Origin of the sequence: Crocosphaera sp. UHCC 0190 (genome assembly GCF_034932065.1) — a bacterium.
Taxonomy (GTDB): domain Bacteria; phylum Cyanobacteriota; class Cyanobacteriia; order Cyanobacteriales; family Microcystaceae; genus UHCC-0190.
This window is the reverse complement of sequence record NZ_JAYGHP010000018.1, coordinates 14,174-31,551: the sequence shown is the minus strand read 5'-3', so window position 1 is coordinate 31,551 and position 17,378 is coordinate 14,174. Positions and strand designations below refer to the sequence as shown.

Here is a 17,378-nt window from a genome sequence, read left to right as displayed (position 1 = left end):
GCCTAACACTAAAAAAAGTTATACCGTTTAGTTGATATTCACGGCGAAACCTCACCAGTAAAGGAACTGCTATATTGTTGAATTCGTAATTTTTTTAGGAGATTAACCCATGAGTTTTCTAAAGTATTATTTCATCACTTTCAATTAGTTATTTCTCAAGTCATCAATTTTTCTAATTAGCAAGGAAAACAATCTATGAGTGTCTTAAAACAACCTTTAGCAACCCCTAGTCGTTTTCGAGGTATTTATCGTTATTTATTAAATACCAAACAACAACAAGAAAAAAAAGAAGTATTTGGAAAAATGGTTTCTCCTGATGAATTAGTAAAAGATAAACCATCAGAAAGACCTATGTTTGAATATTCTTTAACGGAAGCAATTAAATGTGGTCTTCTAGTTGAAATAATAACCGAAGAAATAACCGAGATTGCTATCAATAGTAATTTACCGGAAAATGTTAGAAATAAAAAAACAGGAGATTTAAAATTACCCAATACATTAAGTGATCTTTTCTTTGCTTCAAATAATGAAGACGAGTATGATTTCGGGTTAGTTTGTGCTTGGTTTTTAGCCCAATATATTTATGATCCTCCTAATACTTGGGAAAAAGTAGAACAAGCTGTACATCAACAAAAAGTTGACCAAACTTTAGGATTAAAAATGACCAATAATACCCTTTATGGTCAAATGGATGATTGGATGTGTTATCTGGGTTTAGCGTGGGGTCATGGGTTAGATAAAAAGCGCATACTTGTTCCAGACCCAACGGTTTATCTTAAGCGAAATCTTAAATCTTTATTCAATGAAACAGGAGAAAAAGTATATTTAAGAGAATTTATTTCTCGTCTTGCTAAAAAATGTCCTCTCTTTGAAACGGGACATTTTAGAGACACCATTGAAGCGAATATTGGTCAACGAGAAACTAATTATTTATCCACTTCCACTGCATTTGCTTTATTTCGACTACAAGATGAAGGATATATTCAACTGATTCGAGAGTCGGATGGAGACTTAATGCTATTACCTAAAGCACAAAATAAAATTGATGATAGTAGTCGAGTTTCTCACATTATTTTTAATGGTTTAAATAAATTATTAATTCCATTGAGTAGTCGAACATAAATAAACAACACTATGTTAAGAAATGTCAAATCACTCAATTCCTCCTAACTCTTGTAGTCGTAGAGACGTTGCGGCTTTATGTCGATTACAACCTCTCTATGACTCCTCGTTTCACAGTTAACTTTACTTTTGTTCGACTACTTAACCCCATCTTATTCTCACACAACACTTAAAGAAGGAATCAATACCATGACTTTTCAAAATTATGTTTGCTGGAAAAGCGAGAATATTCAACGCATTCTTAATATAGAAGCAATTCAACCAGAAGACCATATTTTCTTAGCGACTCATCATCCTTTAAAGATGAAAAAAAGTGAATCAATTCAAGGAACTGATGAAATTAGTTATACAGAAGAAGACTGTTTAAGAGACTTTTTACAATCTGATGATTTTGCTTTTGTTCCCATTTTAGGTCAATCAGGAACAGGAAAATCCCATTTAATTCGTTGGTTAGATGCCAATATTGAATCAACCAAAAAACGCAAAGTCTTATTAATTCCAAAATTAGGAACCAACTTAAAAGACATTATTGGGATGATTTTAAATCTTCCTGAATTAGAAGGAGAAAAATTTGATGAATATCGTAAACGTTTAATTAAATCATCCAGTAGCTTAACCGAAACAGAAGCAAGAAAACAATTACTTAATCAATTAGCGGTAGCAGTAGGAGATAATGAAAGACGAGATCATAATAAATTAACAGAAGAAGAACAATATTTAGTAGAGAGTTTAGACTCTCTTTTATATGATCCCTATTTTCGTAAAGAGTATTGGTTAAAAGATGAAGGTATTATTCATCGTCTTGTTACCCATACTTTAGGTTATCAAAATACTATTGAAAATGTTGAAAAAAGACGAGAATTTACTTTAGAAGATCTTCCATTATCCATTGTTGGTTTACAAAAAGCAGGAGAACAAGCGACAGATTTCTATCGTTTTCTTATTGGTGATGAAGACGTTCAAAAAGACACGGTAAGCTGGTTAAATAAACATTTAGATGAAGCTATCACAAAGGTTTTGAACTTAGGGAAAGAAGACTTACAAATACTAATGCGAGAAGTGAGAGAAACTCTTGCTCACAAAGAAGTAGAATTAGTCTTATTAATTGAAGATTTTGCCAAATTACAGGGAATAGATAGGGAAGTTTTAGAAGCAGTTTTAGCTAGACCCCAACAAGCAGGAAGTCAACCCTTATGCGCTATTCGCACGGCCTTAGCTTGCACAACTGGTTATTTTAATGGTTTAATTCAAAGCTTTGATACCATTCAACAAAGAGTCACTTTTAAAGTTAGTTTAGACGTGGGAGAAATTAGTGATCACTCCTTAGTAACAGAAGCAGATATTCAACAAATGGTGGCCAGATATTTAAACGCTGTCCGTCATCAAAATAGTGATTTAAAACAATGGTTAGAAGACTACAAAAATGATGAAAATAATTCTCAACCTCCTAATTTTTGTGAAGACTGTCAACACCGTCAAGACTGTCATAAAGGGTTTGGTGATATTAATGGGATGGGACTTTATCCCTTTACTCCCATTGCGTTACAACAAATGAGAAAACGGGTTAACCCTGATCATTTTAATCCCCGTATTCTCTTAAAAGATGTTCTTAAATATACCCTGGAAAATTCAGTTGAGAACATTGAAAATGGTTCTTTTCCTTCTACTTCAATACGAGAACATTTCGGCAAAATGCGTTTAAGTGCTATTACTCAAAGTGATATTAAAAGTAAAGATACTAAACATTCCCAACGTCGTCAAACATTAATAGATTTATGGACAGATAGCGATAAAATATGTGACCTTTCTCCTGAAATTCATACTGCTTTTAATCTTCCTCCTTTGGGAGTTGAAGTCATTGAAACAAATATTACTCCTGTTGTCAAAGAAACTACAGGAACCTATGAAGTTTCTCCTAACACCTCTAATGACTCAAAAATTCCCGATAAATTAGCAGAAAAACTCAACATTTTAGATAATTGGAATAATCAAGCTATTCTCCCTCAAGACGTAGAAAAAGACATCCGTGAGTTTGTTTATCCTGCGGTTTGTGAACATATTGAATGGGATACAGAAATGCTAATTAAAGGTAATTTTGCCAGTAATAGTTCTGTATTTAAACAACGTAATGTCCAAGTTTATAGTCCCAGAATGAGAGGAGAAGGTGCTAATCATGCAGGAATTATTTTACAGCTTCCTCTTAAGCCAGATGATGAAAAGCCAGATGATGAAAAGCCAGATGATGAAAATGAATTTCGAGAAACAGCCATTGCTTTTCAAGGAATGCTACTTTATAGTTACTATAAACACTGGAACTTTGAAGACGGAGATCGCTATTTCCGAACCTACGCAAAACACTTAGATCGCTGGAGTAACTACATTCTAGAACAAATTCGTTGTCGTCCTCGTATTTCGGGGGAACTCTGGAACCCCGTTCCAGCAACCGTTGAACTACTGGAAATCGCTTCTCAAATGTCTGGACTTCCTAATACTTCCATTGAAGCGTCAATTAACTCTTTATTCCTGGAAATACCCGAACTTGATGATAATAACCGTAGTTCATCTTGGAAAGCATTGTATAAAGTTTTTCAAACTAATAAAAACAAATTACTTGATATTCTCAAAAGTTATATCGGTTGTACCAAAGGGAGTCGTTTTAATTTTCAAATAATTGATACAGTCCAAATAATTGAACCCCTCAAAACAGTTCGTAAAACAGGGAATCCTCAATGTGATGTTCCTGATGATTTAAACAAAGAATATGAAGTTATCCAAAAAGTACGAAATAAAGTCGATGAACTGTTAATGAAAGCTATAGAAGAAGAAACAGATCGCCAACTTTCTACTTATGAAAAGTTAGTAGCAGAATTTGGAGAAAATGTCAACAAAAAAGAGGTTGTTTACTCAATCAAAGAAGCCATAGATCAAGCGAGAGAAGCAGGAGTTTTTGGGCAAAAAAGTGCAGAAAAATTAGGTGAACTTGTGGTTAATTTCAATAAGACAAGATTAACTAATTATCTCGAACTTATGGAAAAAGTCAAAAACGAAAAAGAATTATCAACTACTTCCTCTAATAAATTACTTTCTTTATTAAGTGAGAACAATACCAAAATCATAACAGTTTCTAGTGAATTTCTTGAAGAAAGTAATAAGTTTTTAGATAGTTCTTTAAACTCTGTTCAAGATCACATTCATCAATTAACATCAGAAGAAAACGGAGAATCAATTGAAACCATTACCCAATCTATCGAAAAGAATTTACTTGAGTTACAAGATTTACTCATTGAAATTAAGGATTTTTAAGAATCAATTATTAATTCCTAGCTATTCTATAACACTACGCATTAAGGTTTAGACTTTTACTAAGTAGTGGGACATAAATAAAGTCAACTGGGTAAATAATTCTAAGCACAGAGTAACCCTAATCCTGTTCCATGTCTTTCTCAACTGTAACGTTGATTTTTGTCCAAGGTCTTATTGTTTTATTACCTTACATCAACTAAAATTAACCAAGCTAAACAACCCATTAGTTAACGCAAACCATCAATTATTAAACTGAGAGGTCAAAACCATGTTACTAGAAAAATCTAAACAACTAATTGAGTTATCTCAAAGAAAAATTGAACTACAAAAATATGCGAATAATCAACAAGGATTTAAGTCAAGACAGGAACAAATTACTGAATACTACCAACAAGTGATTAAAGTCCTTGAACCCTTACGTTTATTTCGTAGCAAAGGATTAATTTCAGTAGATTTTGCCCCACTGGTTGAGAATCTGTTGAACTTAGTTCAATTAACCGTAAAGCACTATCAAGAAAATCCTGAATGGATAATAGATAATCAAAACTTTAATCGTTCTAAATTTCAATCTAGTATTAACAAATTAACTTCTACCATTGAAACACAACTATTAGAAATTTGGAAAAACTATCTAAAACGAAAACTTCCTAGTACCAACTCTGAATTCTTGAATATTTTAGATCAAATTGATCAGTTTAAACCAACCATTCAAAGAATTCGGCAGTTAGAAATACAGATATCCTCAGAGGAATTTCCAAAATATCAAGAAAGATTTGACCACATTGAAAACTTAATTCAACAATTAAATGATACTTGGAATACATTAAATGCTGAAAATGTTCCTGATGAAGTCTTAAAGTTTCTTAAAGCAGCAGGAAGTAATACAGGAGCATCTTTCAACCTATTAACTCCCACTGTAGAAGCGTGGATCAAAGAGCATCGTCTTTCTCATACATTACGAATCCATTTGAGTTAAATTGATAAAATATGTTGACTACTAATAATTTACTTCCAATGAAAGATGCTTCTGTTACCCTGCAAATTCCTGACCCTCTCTATCAACGTTTGGTTAATACCGCGCAAGCAGTAGGACGTTCCCTAGAAGATATTATGGTTCATGCGTTAACCGTTGGTAGTCCCCCTGACTGGACAGATGCACCCGAAGAATTTCAAACGGATTTAGCCCGTTTAGATCGCTTAGATAATGATACCCTATGGCAGATAGCTCAAAGTCATCAATCTTCAGCAAATATGGAACGCTACAACCAACTTCTAGAGAAAAATCAAGAAGAAGAATTAACCCAAAATGAATATTTTGAACTGGAAAAATTACGCTATGAAGCAGACTTATTTATGTTAAAAAAAGCCCAAGCTACTGTGTTATTAAGATGGCGGGGTGAACGTTTCTCTATCAATTCTTAAAAAAAACCTTCATCTATTGAAAGCATCCCATTTGTATAAGAGCATAACCGAAAATTAAGATAGATAAGGTTTTCAACCATTCAAAAACAGTCAAAGTGCAAAATTTAGATGCTTCTAATCTATTCTTCTATTTTTGTTATTCTATTATGAGATAATTGCCCCATTAATTTATGACAACCTATTTGTCTGAAGCTTTACGAAAGAAAATTGAAACCACTGACAAACGGCGATGCTGTTATTGTTTAACCAGTGAAGCTAATAGTGGCATTCCCATGACAATAGACCACATTCTTCCTCGTTCAACTGGAGGAGATAACAGTTTTGAAAATGTGTGTTTAGCTTGTCGTACTTGTAATGAATATAAAGGGAAAAATACAACGGCAATAGACCCATTGACAGGAGAAAAGATCCCTTTATTTAACCCTCGTCAACAACAATGGAAAGACCACTTTTCCTGGAGTGCTGATGGGACAAAAGTAGAAGGTTTAACTGCTATTGGACGGGGAACAGTCGTTACTTTACGCATGAATCATGCTGTGATTGTCAGCGCGCGGAGACGTTGGGTAAGTAGTGGTTGGCATCCCCCTATTGATTAATTTTTAGTGGTTTCATTGAAAATTAATCATTTAATATTTAATGATTAAAATTTTAGGCAAAATAGCGTTTTATAACCCAAAAATATAACTTTTATGATTGGCTAATAATTCTAATTTTGATGTTCAATATAATACATATAAAAGTAGGTGTAAAAATAAGCCAAGACGCAATTTAACTGGGTATTCTCTAATTAGCTAAAAAAGCTGATAACCCTTACGGTTCCCTGTTCCCTTGTCTCCACAAATCAATTTAGATGCTTAACAGCTTAGGAATTTAGTATAAACTCTAATCTTGCACCTTGTTTTAAATTAGCTATTTTTGATAGGCAACAAGCAAGAGATAACAGGCAAAAGTAGTTTATTTTGACTCTAACTATTTAAGAATATTTTGTAAAAATTAGAATATTACCTCAGTGATTCCCATAAATTCTCGAAGGACTTTATGACAGGCTTTAACAGTAGTTTTTGTATTAGAAATAATCGGATCTTCCGTTGCTCCTATCTGTGTCACTCCTCGTTGTAACCAAAATTTATCATTTCTTCTCCAATCAATTTTTTTTAAGTTGTTTAACCACTTTTCTAAGTCTTCTGCTGCTACATTTTCTTGATACAAATCATGAGCTAACATTCCTAATGCTTGTAAAATAACCGCACTAACTAATAAGGTTTCTTGTCTTTGTTGACTTCGTTCTTCTTTACTCATGACTCGCCAAGGATTATCATCAAAAATATTAGCCGATGTTATCCAAAAACTTCTCGCCCAATTATTTTTGTCCTCTAATTTTTTCTGGGATTTTAGATTAGGAAACATATATTTAGTTGCTGTCACTAATGTAGAAAGGGTCATTAATTTAGGATTATGAATGCCTAACCCCGTTTCTACTACTTCAATATTGTCAATAAATTGGGGTACGGTTTCTAATAAATTCTTAGCAATTAAAACTGCCAGAGAACGTTTATCGAAATAGTGAGAGAGGGAAACACTAGGACGTTGAACTAATAAGTTTTGGTCACGAAATGCTTGACGTTCTTCTTCTAAGGGTAATCCTGCATACAAAAGTACCCCGATTTCTAATTGAGATAAAATTTTAAATTCTATTGAATCTTTTTGTTGAATCTCTTGTAAAGCTTGATGAATCCCAAAACAGCGATGTTGTCCATCGGTTAACCGTAAACTAACCGAATAATAAGGCAAGAAAAGTTTGCCTTCTTCATACTTCGGTTTGGGTTGAACGTTAACACAAATAGGCGGGAAAAATATGGTTCCTATTTGATAGTTTTCCAGAATATAAAGGGCAATTTGTTTGACCCGTGCTTTGTTAAGTTTACGTTGGGCAAAATCGGGTAAATCAGGCTGATTAGGAACATATAAACGGTTATCATCGATTAATCGGGCAATATCTCCGAAAAATAAGCTCCCAAGATAGCTTAAATGTTCATCTTGAGGACTACGACGCACGGAAACGGCATTAAGAACAAGTTCCATATTTAATGGTCAAAGTAATTGTTTAGTGAGGCAAGCTTGTCGTCATGTATACATGGTAGCAAGTATGAGGTCAAGAAGATTAAAATTGCTAATGTCTTCGATTAAATATTTTAATTTTGGCCTCTACCATTCGAGTTCCTACCGAGCTTTACCAAACTCTGCATGAAATCAAGCTTTCATTGGAGAGCCAGCATTTTTCGGCTGCACCGACGATGCAAGACTTAGTGAGCGTGGCTGTTAGACGTTTTATCCGAGATTGGCATAACCCTGATGAGCAGACGAAGCTTCTTGATGAGTTATTAAGAAATCGCCAAGATTCTCGTTCGAGAATGGGGAAACGGACAGGTGACAGTAGCGAGAATACAAGATAATGATAGATATTCAGACTTTTCATAGGTGTCTCGCTCAACCTACTGCACGAGGCTATGACTTAGACGATAAGCAAAAAGAAGCAGTAGAATATAGAGATGGTCAATTGTGGCTTTTAGCTGGCCCTGGCTCTGGTAAAAGCGAGGTATTGGTAACACGAACCTTAAAGTTACTTTGTGTAGATGGTATTAAGCCCAAATCAATTTTTCTAACAACTTTTACAGACAAAGCAGCAAGAAACCTTGAAGATCGTTTAGCAACATATCTCACAGCCTTACAAAACACAGATTCTAGCCTCAAAGATGTTGATATAGCGGATATTAGAATAGGAACACTACATAGCCTATGTAATGATATTCTCCAAGAATATCGCTATCCAAATTACCAAAATGTTCGTCTTTTAGATCAAGTTGAACAAGATTTATTTACTTATCGTTATGCTGATATTTCAGATATTTCAGATTTAGGTTTTTGGGAACATTTTGATTATGCTGTAAACGATTGGCGTAATCAAAACTACCCACCTAATAAATGGAAACGAGCTAAAGCAGGAATTACACTTTTTAATCACATAGTAGAAGATTATGTTGATATAGATAAAATGCTTAATGCAGGTGGACATTGGGCTACTTTAGCCGAATTGTATCAAAAATATTCTAAAGCATTAAAAGACAATTATCGTTGCGATTTTGCACATCTTCAGGCTTACTTTCTTGAGTTTCTTAATTCTACTGCTAGTCAACAATTCTTACAGGGAGATGACCAAAATCCTCCATTAAAATATGTATTGGTTGATGAATATCAAGATACTAACCCAATTCAAGAACGAATATATCTAGCTCTTGCAGGTCAATCACCACATAATATTACAGTTGTGGGAGATGATGATCAAGCTCTATATCGCTTTCGCGGTGGTAATGTAACTTGCATGGTTAATTTTGATAAAGCCTGTCAAGGGATATTTAATCAAACTCCTCATCAAATTCAGTTAGAAAACAACTACCGTTCTCATCCTGATATTGTTAACTTTTTCAATCAATATATTACTTCATTTCCAGAAATGAATGTTTCAGGAGTTCGTGCGCCGAACAAACAACCAGTTATTGCAGCTTCATCTATTTCTGGTAATTATCCTGCTGTTTCTTGGATTCAAACAAAAAAAGTAGGAGATTTAGCTAATGCTGTTGGTAACTTTATCAATAATCATTTGATAGCTGATGGAATTATCTCTGATCTTAGTCAATGTGTTTTATTATTACGAAGTGCCAAAGATTCACCTAATAATGCAGGTAAATATATTCAAGCATTTCAGAATTTAGGAATTCCTATTTATAATCCTCGTTCTAAGTCTTTTATGGACAGTGAAGAAGTTCAGTGTTTACTTGCCTCACTGGTTCAGGTGATTGACCAAAATCATAGTTTTGAATCAAGAAGAGATCCACAGGGAAGAACTTTATCTTGGGTTACACCTATTCAACAATGGTTTAGAAGTCTTGATAATGTCAGAAATAACCCTAGTATCTCGACTAATTCACTAGATAACTACTTAAATCATAGTAATACTAATCTACTGAGGCTTTGTCAAGAAAAATCAGGGAGCTTTCTAAAGCTGAATTTACTAGAAATTATCTATCGGATTCTTGCACAAGAACCTTTTTTGACATGGAGACAAGACCCTGTAAGAAATTTACGTCTTTCTAAAGTTACTCGTTTATTTGAAGGATATAACAGTTTTAACTTAGATTCTTTAATAGCTAGTAATGATGGGACTGGAATTGATTCAAGTTTTCTCAACCGTTTTTACAATATGTTTGTCAGCTATTTAATTGAAGCAGGAATTGATGATGATGAAGACGAGGAAGTTATTGTTCCTCAAGGTTCTTTGCCTATTATGACAATTCATCAATCAAAAGGTTTAGAGTTTCCTTTTGTGTTTGTTGTTACTAAGCTAGGTCAAGAAGGAAAGGTTGGATCAGCACAAATGCTAGAAGAAACTTTAGACCCATTTAGACAGAACCTTTATCAAAGAGTTACTAGAACTCCTAAAGAATTGGCTATAGAAGATGATATTCGCTTGCTTTATGTAGCTTATTCTCGCGCACAGTATGGTCTAATTTTAATTGGAACAAAGGAGCAAATTAAAGATCATATAGCTGTTCCTAATCGAGATCATTCAGAATTTAAACGAAATACAGAGGCTCTTATTACATAAAGGGGAAAATTATGGCCATAAATAAAAGAAAGCCTTTTCAAGCTGTTTCAATTCCTTCACTTAATACACCGAATATAAAACGGCGTTACAGTGTCACTCAAGATATCGTCTCATTTAGACGTTGCCCTCGTCAATACGGGACTTTTAATGTCCATAAATATGCACCTGCTTATCAGACTCAGGCTTATTTTGGTACAATTCTTCATCAAGTTTTAGATCGTTGTCATACTCATTTTCATGGTAAGATAGAGCCTTCAACAAAAGGCTCCTTACCAGATAATGGAAACATTATAAGTGATCAAGAAATTGAGGAATATTTTGATGATCTTAAACAAGCAGAAGGAGCAAAGACAACAACCCCAACACCTCCAAGTGAAATTATCCAGTATTTTATTGAAGTTGAAAATGGATTAAAAAGTCAAGGTATTAGGGCTATAACTCAAGATATGCGAGTAAAAGCAGTACGGCTACTTCAATATTTTAATGCTCTTGAAGGACTGACACTTTATCCAAGAGTTAAAGATACAGAACATAGATTACAAGCAGATCGTACTAATCATATCCTTCATGGAGTTGTAGATCTTCTTGTTGATTCAGAAAATCTACAAGCTAATCCTGCTGATTGCGAAATGTGGGATTACAAAGGCAGTAGTTTATTAGATGTTAATCCCAAAGACTTAGTAAATTATGAATTTCAAATGCGGGTTTATGCCAAACTTTATGAACTAAAACATGGTGTTTTACCGAAAAAAGCCATTTTATATTTTTTGAATGAACTTGATGGATTAACTTGTCCTTCTCAACGTCCAAAAAATGCTCTCCTAGAAGTTAGTATTACTCCTCATGAAATTGATGATGCTGTTAATGAATTTGCACAAACTGTATTACAAATTGAACAAGCACGTCTTAATGATCAATGGAATCCAGCTACTTCGGGAAATATTAGTGAAAAAGATTGTGATATTTGTGACCTCCGTTGGGATTGTAAAACTCCTAATAATGGCAAAGGTGTTCAGTTAAGATATCCCTAATCTAATTTCTCTAAAACTTAATTTTAGTTATTTATTAATTTTAAAAGCTCACAATGACTTGGGAATCTCTTAACACGCTACTCAACCAACTATTTACTGAATTAAACCAACAAAATTCAGTCCAGTCACCTCAAGAAATCTGGGATAATTATTCGGCTGATATACAACAAATTCTCTCAGAACATCCCGATGAATTTGTTAACCTATCCCCTAACTTATCCCTCCCTAAAGCCATAGAAACGGCTCGTATGCTCTCACAAATCAAGCAGCGATTTCAAGCGGATAAAGACGGACGAAACCTAATAGGAAGAATAAGGGCTGAAGTGTTACTGCGTCAACGACCCATTAGAAATATTAATGTCAACACTTTAACAGGAGAAACTCGTTCTATTGCCAATGTCGCCGCAAATTTACCAAAACCTATTAACAACTTTTCCCAATTTCAAATAGACGGATGGAGTCAAACTTTACAAGCGATTCATCATAAAAAAGGATTAGTTATTGTTGCGCCTACAGGGTCAGGTAAAACCGAAGTTTTCTTATTACCGCTTATCTATGAAATTGCTCGACAAATACAACTTAATCCAGAAATTGCCCCTCGTTTTATTTTACTTTATCCCCGTGTTGCCTTATTAAAAGACCAACTCTCAAGAATTTTTCGCTACGTTTATCAAGCTGAACAAAATCAATTAGCCAGTGGTCAATTAGAACTTTTAAGTCGTTCAAAAAAAGCAAATCAAAGGATTATTATTGGCTTTCAATTTTCAGGAATAGCCTCAGAAACTAAATACACCCTAGAAAATCAACAGATATTTGCAGATAAAACTCGCTTTAAAGTATTACAAGATGAATGCTGTCCTGTTTGTAACCAAGGGGATTTAATTTATCAGAAAAAACGAAACTCAGTTCCTAGTCTTCAATGTAATAATGATTTGTGTGGAGCTATTTTTAACGTCTCCCTTGCTAAAAATGACCATGCAAAATATCAACCCCATCTCTTAGTAACAACTGCCGAATCTCTTGATAGAATCTATCTCAATCCTAAACCAGATTTTGAGAAGTATTTAACCCGTTTAAGTGGAGTCCTATTTGATGAAGTTCACCTCTATCATTCCCTCTACGGCGCACATATTCACCACCTCATTCAACGCCTAGAAAACTTAAGCGGAAACCCCTTAACAAAAATCGCTGCTAGTGCCACAGTTGCCCACCCCGAACGGTTTGCTAGTAAATTCTTTTATGGGGAAGAAAATCACCCGATTCTCATTCATAGTGCATCCGGTTACGAGAGTGAAGCTTCCGGTTTAGAAGTTCTCTATTTCCTTCAATCTCCTGAAGAAGCAAACCGTGTGGGAGCAGCCCCTACTTTGATTCAAAGTGCAATGGCCATGGGACACGGATTATTTGTAGATCGCCCTCATGATCAAGGAGACAGAGGGATTATTTTCACCGAATCCCTTGATATTGCCAATCGTCTGTCGGCTCAAATTCAAGACGCTGAACAAAGGCTCAATTTATGGCAATTTCGTTCTATTTTAGATAATATCGAATTTCAAGAACAAAGTTGTCCCCAAACTAATCCCCTTAACTGTTTCAGTCACTATCTTGAAGGGGAATGTTGGCGAGGCATTTTAGGAGGGGCAAACTGTACCCAACCCATTCCAGGTTTTCGGGAAAATGCCCTGAATATCTCCTATGTTTCCTCCCAACAAAAAACCAGCTATTGGGAAGGGGATATTGTCGTTGCTACCCCATCTTTGGATGTGGGGGTAGATGATAACCGAATTATTGCCACTTTTCATTATCGTCCCCCTAGAAACGTCTTCTCTTTCATTCAACGACGGGGACGGGCCGGAAGGGCAGCTAATACGGTTGCTTATACCCTCCTCATTGTGGCTAATTCGGCCAGTGATCATTTTTATTTTTTCCGTCGTCATCGTTTGGTACATGGGAGTTATGAGTTACCCTTAAACCCTAAAAATCCCGTCCTGAAAGCCATGCACGAAAGGATTGCCTATGAACGGGCGAGAATGGGTTATCATGTGCAACGATGTGGGAAAATTCCGCCAGCTATTCTGGATTGGATTTGGGAAAAATTAGAAGAATCTCCCATTATTAAACAACATTATCATCAATGGTTACAAGAACATCGTCAAGATTCAAAACGAGAAGAGAAATTAAGAAAGTGGATTACTGAGCAAAAAGAACGGTTTGAAGCTTATTTAAACCTACGCTGGACATTACAAGAAATTGAAAACGAAGCCCCAGATACTTTAACCGAACCCGTTAAAGAAACATTTAAGTTAATTCAACAATATTTAGATGGTCAAACTAATATTAATTCAGAGAGTCAAAGTTTAACTAATTCAACTAATATTAATTCAGAGAGTCAAAGTTTAACTAATTCAACTAATATTAATTCAGAGAGTCAAAGTTTAACTAATTCAACTAATATTAATTCAGAGAGTCAAAGTTTAACTAATTCAACTAATATTAATTCAGAGCATCAAAGTTTAACTAATTCAACTAATTTAAGAGAAGAAATCAATAGAAAGTTAAGAAATATTTATCAAGAATTAGGGCTATTAGTATTTGATGAAGAAGATCGAGAAAGTCGTGAAGAATTATCAAGGCTGCAAAGAGATATTTTAGAACTTTGGAATCAATTACAAGAAAAAGTAGAATTTGGTATTTGTTTTGAACAAGCAGATGGACTCTACAATTTTTTCCATACCTTAGAAAGATTCCGTGAACCAAAAAACCGTCTCTGGATTCTCAAATCTGCCCCTGATGTCATTAAAACTGTGTTACAGGCTTTATTTTATCTGCGTTTATCTGATAATTTACATCAATCTAATAATTTATATGAATCTAATAATTTGCATCAATCTAATATTGATTTCTTCATTCCTGACGCTTATTTTAACGAAGTCAAACCCATTATCGTTGCAGTTAGAACCCGTAATAGAACCAATCTTAAACAAGAAGATACCACCAAACTTTCTACCTTATTAATTCCCTATCGTACCGCCTATCGCTACCATAGCCATCCCTATCTTTCTGTGATCGAAACGGAACATGACCCCCAATGGGCAAATGTACAATGGGGAGAAGGGGGCGTTGTGGGTGTAAAGTTATTAGGAGAAGGAGTCCATTTAACCGGAGAATCTTCGGAATTTCGCCCAGAAAAGCTTTATGTTAAGGCATTAAAAGGAGATAATCAGGGCAAACAAGTGGTTAAAATATGTCCTGAATGTTGTACCATTTACAGTGAAAGTCGTCGCCGTAGATGCCATGATGTTCCCTTGCGTGCAGTTCGTTTATATGCTGAAGCTAACCTGGAACGCACCTATCGTTATAAACCCGAATCAGTTCAAACCATTTCCCGTACTCTTAATTGGGTGTCTGAATTAGAAAGTCAAATTACCGTACATGGTTCGATTGCACGGGTAGAAAATAAATTCTATGATCAACAAAAAAATGAGTATTTCACCCCTAGAGGTAGTCAACCCTGGCAATTTGAAGCCCGATATGTGGATAGTCAAGGTCATCCTGAACCTGTGCGTTATGGACTCAAAACAACAGGAATTACTTGGAATTTAGCCGAAATTATTGATAATTTATTACAAGATGAGTCCTTAAAATCTCAAATTGAACGGGTGGAAATAGAGGAAACCCATAAAACCTTTGACCAACGATTGATTTTACATACGGCCTCCCATCTACTGCAAAAAGCAATCGCATCCATCAGTGGAGTTTCCGAAGAAGTCCTTGAATATTGTTTTGATGAAACCACAGCAGAAGTGATCGTCTGGGAACGCTATGAAGGAGGATCTGGCATTTCAGAGGTCTTTATTGACACCCTTCGCACTAACCCCAAAGAAGTTTATCGAGAACTCTTAGCATCGGTTCTCTGTCCCGTTAATTTAGCCGAACGCAGGGACTGGTCAACCCCTGATGAACTGAGAAACGAATTAATAACAACTTGGAATCTGCATGATGATGCTTCAGGTAGCTTTATTGATTTAATTGTTCGTGAAGCCAGTGCAGAACGAAATACAGCAAATCTTGCTCAGAACTCTCCCACTGAAGATTCAGAAGAAGTCCAAATTACTTTACAGTGTCAACGCTTAGATGGATGTCCCGCTTGTTTGCACACTAATAATTGTACCGAACGGTTTGAACAACCCTTAGTGGTTAGTCATCTGGTGGCTGAAGCTTTGATGAGTGGGTTAGGACACCTACTTTGACTTATCAATGGATAGTGCTGGAGTTTAGACTAACGACCCAAAATCATACCGTACAGTCTAGTCCAATCATGGTCGATGGTCTGGCCGTCTGGGCGTAAATATAGAGTTCGTGCAACCAGGGGCAATCAGTGGCTAAAATGCTTGCTATCCAACGGTTTCAGCGATTCTCATTTTCCGAGAAGAAACCCCTATTTTGACCGTGCAAGTATAAGTAGATTTTATCTATTAATTTCAGCAATTCTCATTTTGAAGAATAGAAGAACAAGGTTATCTACTTCAACAAGAGAACTAACTGAAAATCTCCCTTTTTCCTTTGTTCTTTTTCTTCTGGATTTTTACACTACACACATACTACATAAAAACGAACATAGCCGACCATTCCTGATTCGTTTACTTAATCTTGATTAAGTAAATTTTTGATTATTTTTCAGTTAATTTATTCACCTTTCTTCCCCAATCTTCTCAAATTTATAAGGCTTATTAGCTTGTATTAATACACTTCTTTTGCTCACCTTCTGATATTATATAGACAAATAATTCTGACCAATCTTCAAACCATTCATATTTGACTAAAGCCCTAATATCATTAAAAAACGTTTTTCTTTTTTCTGATTTTTGTCGGGCTTTTTGATAGAGTTTATTGACTAATTCTAAGACGTTATGAAAGAGGAAGCTAAGTAAATTTAAAGCCAGCAGCATTTCCGATAAATTATCTTGTCCATGTCCAAAATTATGCTCTAAATTTGGCCCTTGATTTTTGAGGAGGTTATTTCCTTCATTTTCTACCTTCCATCTCGTCCGTCCACTGGTTATTATCTTTTCCATTTTTTCATCATTTAATTGATGATTGGTTATAAAACTATTGCGATAAATTACTTTCTTTTTGGCTTGATCATAGATTTCCACTTCATACCAATTGACCATTAAAGAAGGCTCAGTTTCTCTCAATGGTACATTGTTTACATACTTGTACTTATAATATAGTAGCTTATTCTTTTGATATTTTTTGACTTGCCCTTTGATGACTTCTCCATTATTTTCTAAAAAGTCCAGCCATTCATATAAACTTTTATGAGACGACGCTAGAGCCACAAAAATAAAATTATAACCCTGTTTAATAGCTAACTCACATATAGGTTGTCGAGAATAAAGATCATCTCCTAATAAAGTGATTTCTTGATTTTTTTCTGATGCCGGATTTCGTAATAACCATCTTTTGACGGCTACATTCTCACAGTCTTGCTTAGTTTTCCCATCTTGTTTTCTAATAAATTCTGGTTCTAAATTTATGACTTGTTTCTTGTCAGGAGCAACGAGAACTGGGGTAATTACTTGATGGTAATAAGTTGTTGTTCCATTTCTATGATGGCGACAATTACAATGAGGACAATTAATCTTTTTTGATGAATAATACTCAGTTCCATCTAAAGCTAATAAAAGTTGGTCATCTAAATACTTAAAATGATTAAGTATTTTATTTTCCCTTAACCATTCCCATACTGTCTTGAAGGTTTCAAAGACCGTTATCAATGGACAATGGACAATTGACAATTGACAATTGGTTAATTTGGTTTAAAACCTCCTCTT

General features: G+C 34.9%; 10 protein-coding genes and 1 pseudogene. 9 read left to right on the top strand and 2 right to left on the bottom strand.

Features of this window, described 5'->3' with window-relative positions:
• Positions 1-195 precede the first annotated feature (195 nt).
• The 5 genes from dpdG to VB715_RS19440 all read left to right on the top strand — a co-directional run bounded on the left by dpdG (position 196) and on the right by VB715_RS19440 (position 6,443).
• Entirely contained in the window at positions 196-1,122 is a 927-nt protein-coding gene (dpdG, locus tag VB715_RS19460; protein ID WP_323293675.1) for a protein DpdG, read from the top strand.
• Between the two features lie 189 nt (positions 1,123-1,311).
• Entirely contained in the window at positions 1,312-4,425 is a 3,114-nt protein-coding gene (gene dpdH, locus VB715_RS19455; protein WP_323302862.1) for a protein DpdH, read from the top strand.
• 268 nt (positions 4,426-4,693) lie between these two features.
• Entirely contained in the window at positions 4,694-5,401 is a 708-nt protein-coding gene (locus VB715_RS19450) for a hypothetical protein (protein WP_323293677.1), read from the top strand.
• An 11-nt stretch (positions 5,402-5,412) separates the two neighbouring features.
• Entirely contained in the window at positions 5,413-5,847 is a 435-nt protein-coding gene (locus tag VB715_RS19445; protein ID WP_323293678.1) for a hypothetical protein, read from the top strand.
• Between the two features lie 170 nt (positions 5,848-6,017).
• On the top strand, positions 6,018-6,443 hold the full coding sequence (locus VB715_RS19440; protein WP_323293679.1) for an HNH endonuclease: 426 nt from the start codon (positions 6,018-6,020) through the stop codon (positions 6,441-6,443).
• A gap of 397 nt (positions 6,444-6,840) precedes the next feature.
• On the opposite strand, the gene VB715_RS19435 is transcribed toward VB715_RS19440, so the two are convergent.
• Positions 6,841-7,929: a DNA sulfur modification protein DndB gene (locus tag VB715_RS19435; RefSeq protein WP_323293680.1), complete on the bottom strand. Its 1,089-nt coding sequence runs from the start codon at positions 7,927-7,929 to the stop codon at positions 6,841-6,843.
• A gap of 212 nt (positions 7,930-8,141) precedes the next feature.
• On the opposite strand from VB715_RS19435, the gene VB715_RS19430 reads away from it, so the two are divergent.
• The 4 genes from VB715_RS19430 to VB715_RS19415 are packed head-to-tail and all read left to right on the top strand — an operon-like array spanning position 8,142 to position 15,791.
• Positions 8,142-8,300, top strand: coding sequence for a hypothetical protein (locus VB715_RS19430; protein ID WP_323302861.1), 159 nt, complete (start codon positions 8,142-8,144; stop codon positions 8,298-8,300).
• Complete coding sequence (locus VB715_RS19425) at positions 8,300-10,510, top strand: ATP-dependent helicase (RefSeq protein ID WP_323293682.1); 2,211 nt, start codon at positions 8,300-8,302, stop codon at positions 10,508-10,510. The genes VB715_RS19430 and VB715_RS19425 overlap by 1 nt, the downstream gene beginning before the upstream one ends.
• 11 nt (positions 10,511-10,521) lie before the next feature.
• On the top strand, positions 10,522-11,541 hold the full coding sequence (locus tag VB715_RS19420; protein WP_323302860.1) for a PD-(D/E)XK nuclease family protein: 1,020 nt from the start codon (positions 10,522-10,524) through the stop codon (positions 11,539-11,541).
• A 53-nt stretch (positions 11,542-11,594) separates the two neighbouring features.
• Complete coding sequence (locus VB715_RS19415) at positions 11,595-15,791, top strand: DEAD/DEAH box helicase (RefSeq protein ID WP_323302859.1); 4,197 nt, start codon at positions 11,595-11,597, stop codon at positions 15,789-15,791.
• A 480-nt stretch (positions 15,792-16,271) separates the two neighbouring features.
• Here VB715_RS19415 and VB715_RS19410 read toward each other — a convergent pair.
• Positions 16,272-17,324, bottom strand: a pseudogene (locus tag VB715_RS19410) (ISNCY family transposase); the annotation flags it as partial.
• Between the last annotated feature and the right edge of the window lie 54 nt (positions 17,325-17,378).

Coding starts and splice junctions, on each gene's coding strand:
- VB715_RS19445 (WP_323293678.1), top strand. CDS start 5,413: ATGTTGACTACTAATAATTTACTTCCAATGAAAGATGCTTCTGTTACC.
- dpdH (WP_323302862.1), top strand. CDS start 1,312: ATGACTTTTCAAAATTATGTTTGCTGGAAAAGCGAGAATATTCAACGC.
- VB715_RS19430 (WP_323302861.1), top strand. CDS start 8,142: ATGCAAGACTTAGTGAGCGTGGCTGTTAGACGTTTTATCCGAGATTGG.
- VB715_RS19415 (WP_323302859.1), top strand. CDS start 11,595: ATGACTTGGGAATCTCTTAACACGCTACTCAACCAACTATTTACTGAA.
- VB715_RS19425 (WP_323293682.1), top strand. CDS start 8,300: ATGATAGATATTCAGACTTTTCATAGGTGTCTCGCTCAACCTACTGCA.
- VB715_RS19435 (WP_323293680.1), bottom strand. CDS start 7,929: ATGGAACTTGTTCTTAATGCCGTTTCCGTGCGTCGTAGTCCTCAAGAT.
- VB715_RS19440 (WP_323293679.1), top strand. CDS start 6,018: ATGACAACCTATTTGTCTGAAGCTTTACGAAAGAAAATTGAAACCACT.
- VB715_RS19450 (WP_323293677.1), top strand. CDS start 4,694: ATGTTACTAGAAAAATCTAAACAACTAATTGAGTTATCTCAAAGAAAA.
- dpdG (WP_323293675.1), top strand. CDS start 196: ATGAGTGTCTTAAAACAACCTTTAGCAACCCCTAGTCGTTTTCGAGGT.
- VB715_RS19420 (WP_323302860.1), top strand. CDS start 10,522: ATGGCCATAAATAAAAGAAAGCCTTTTCAAGCTGTTTCAATTCCTTCA.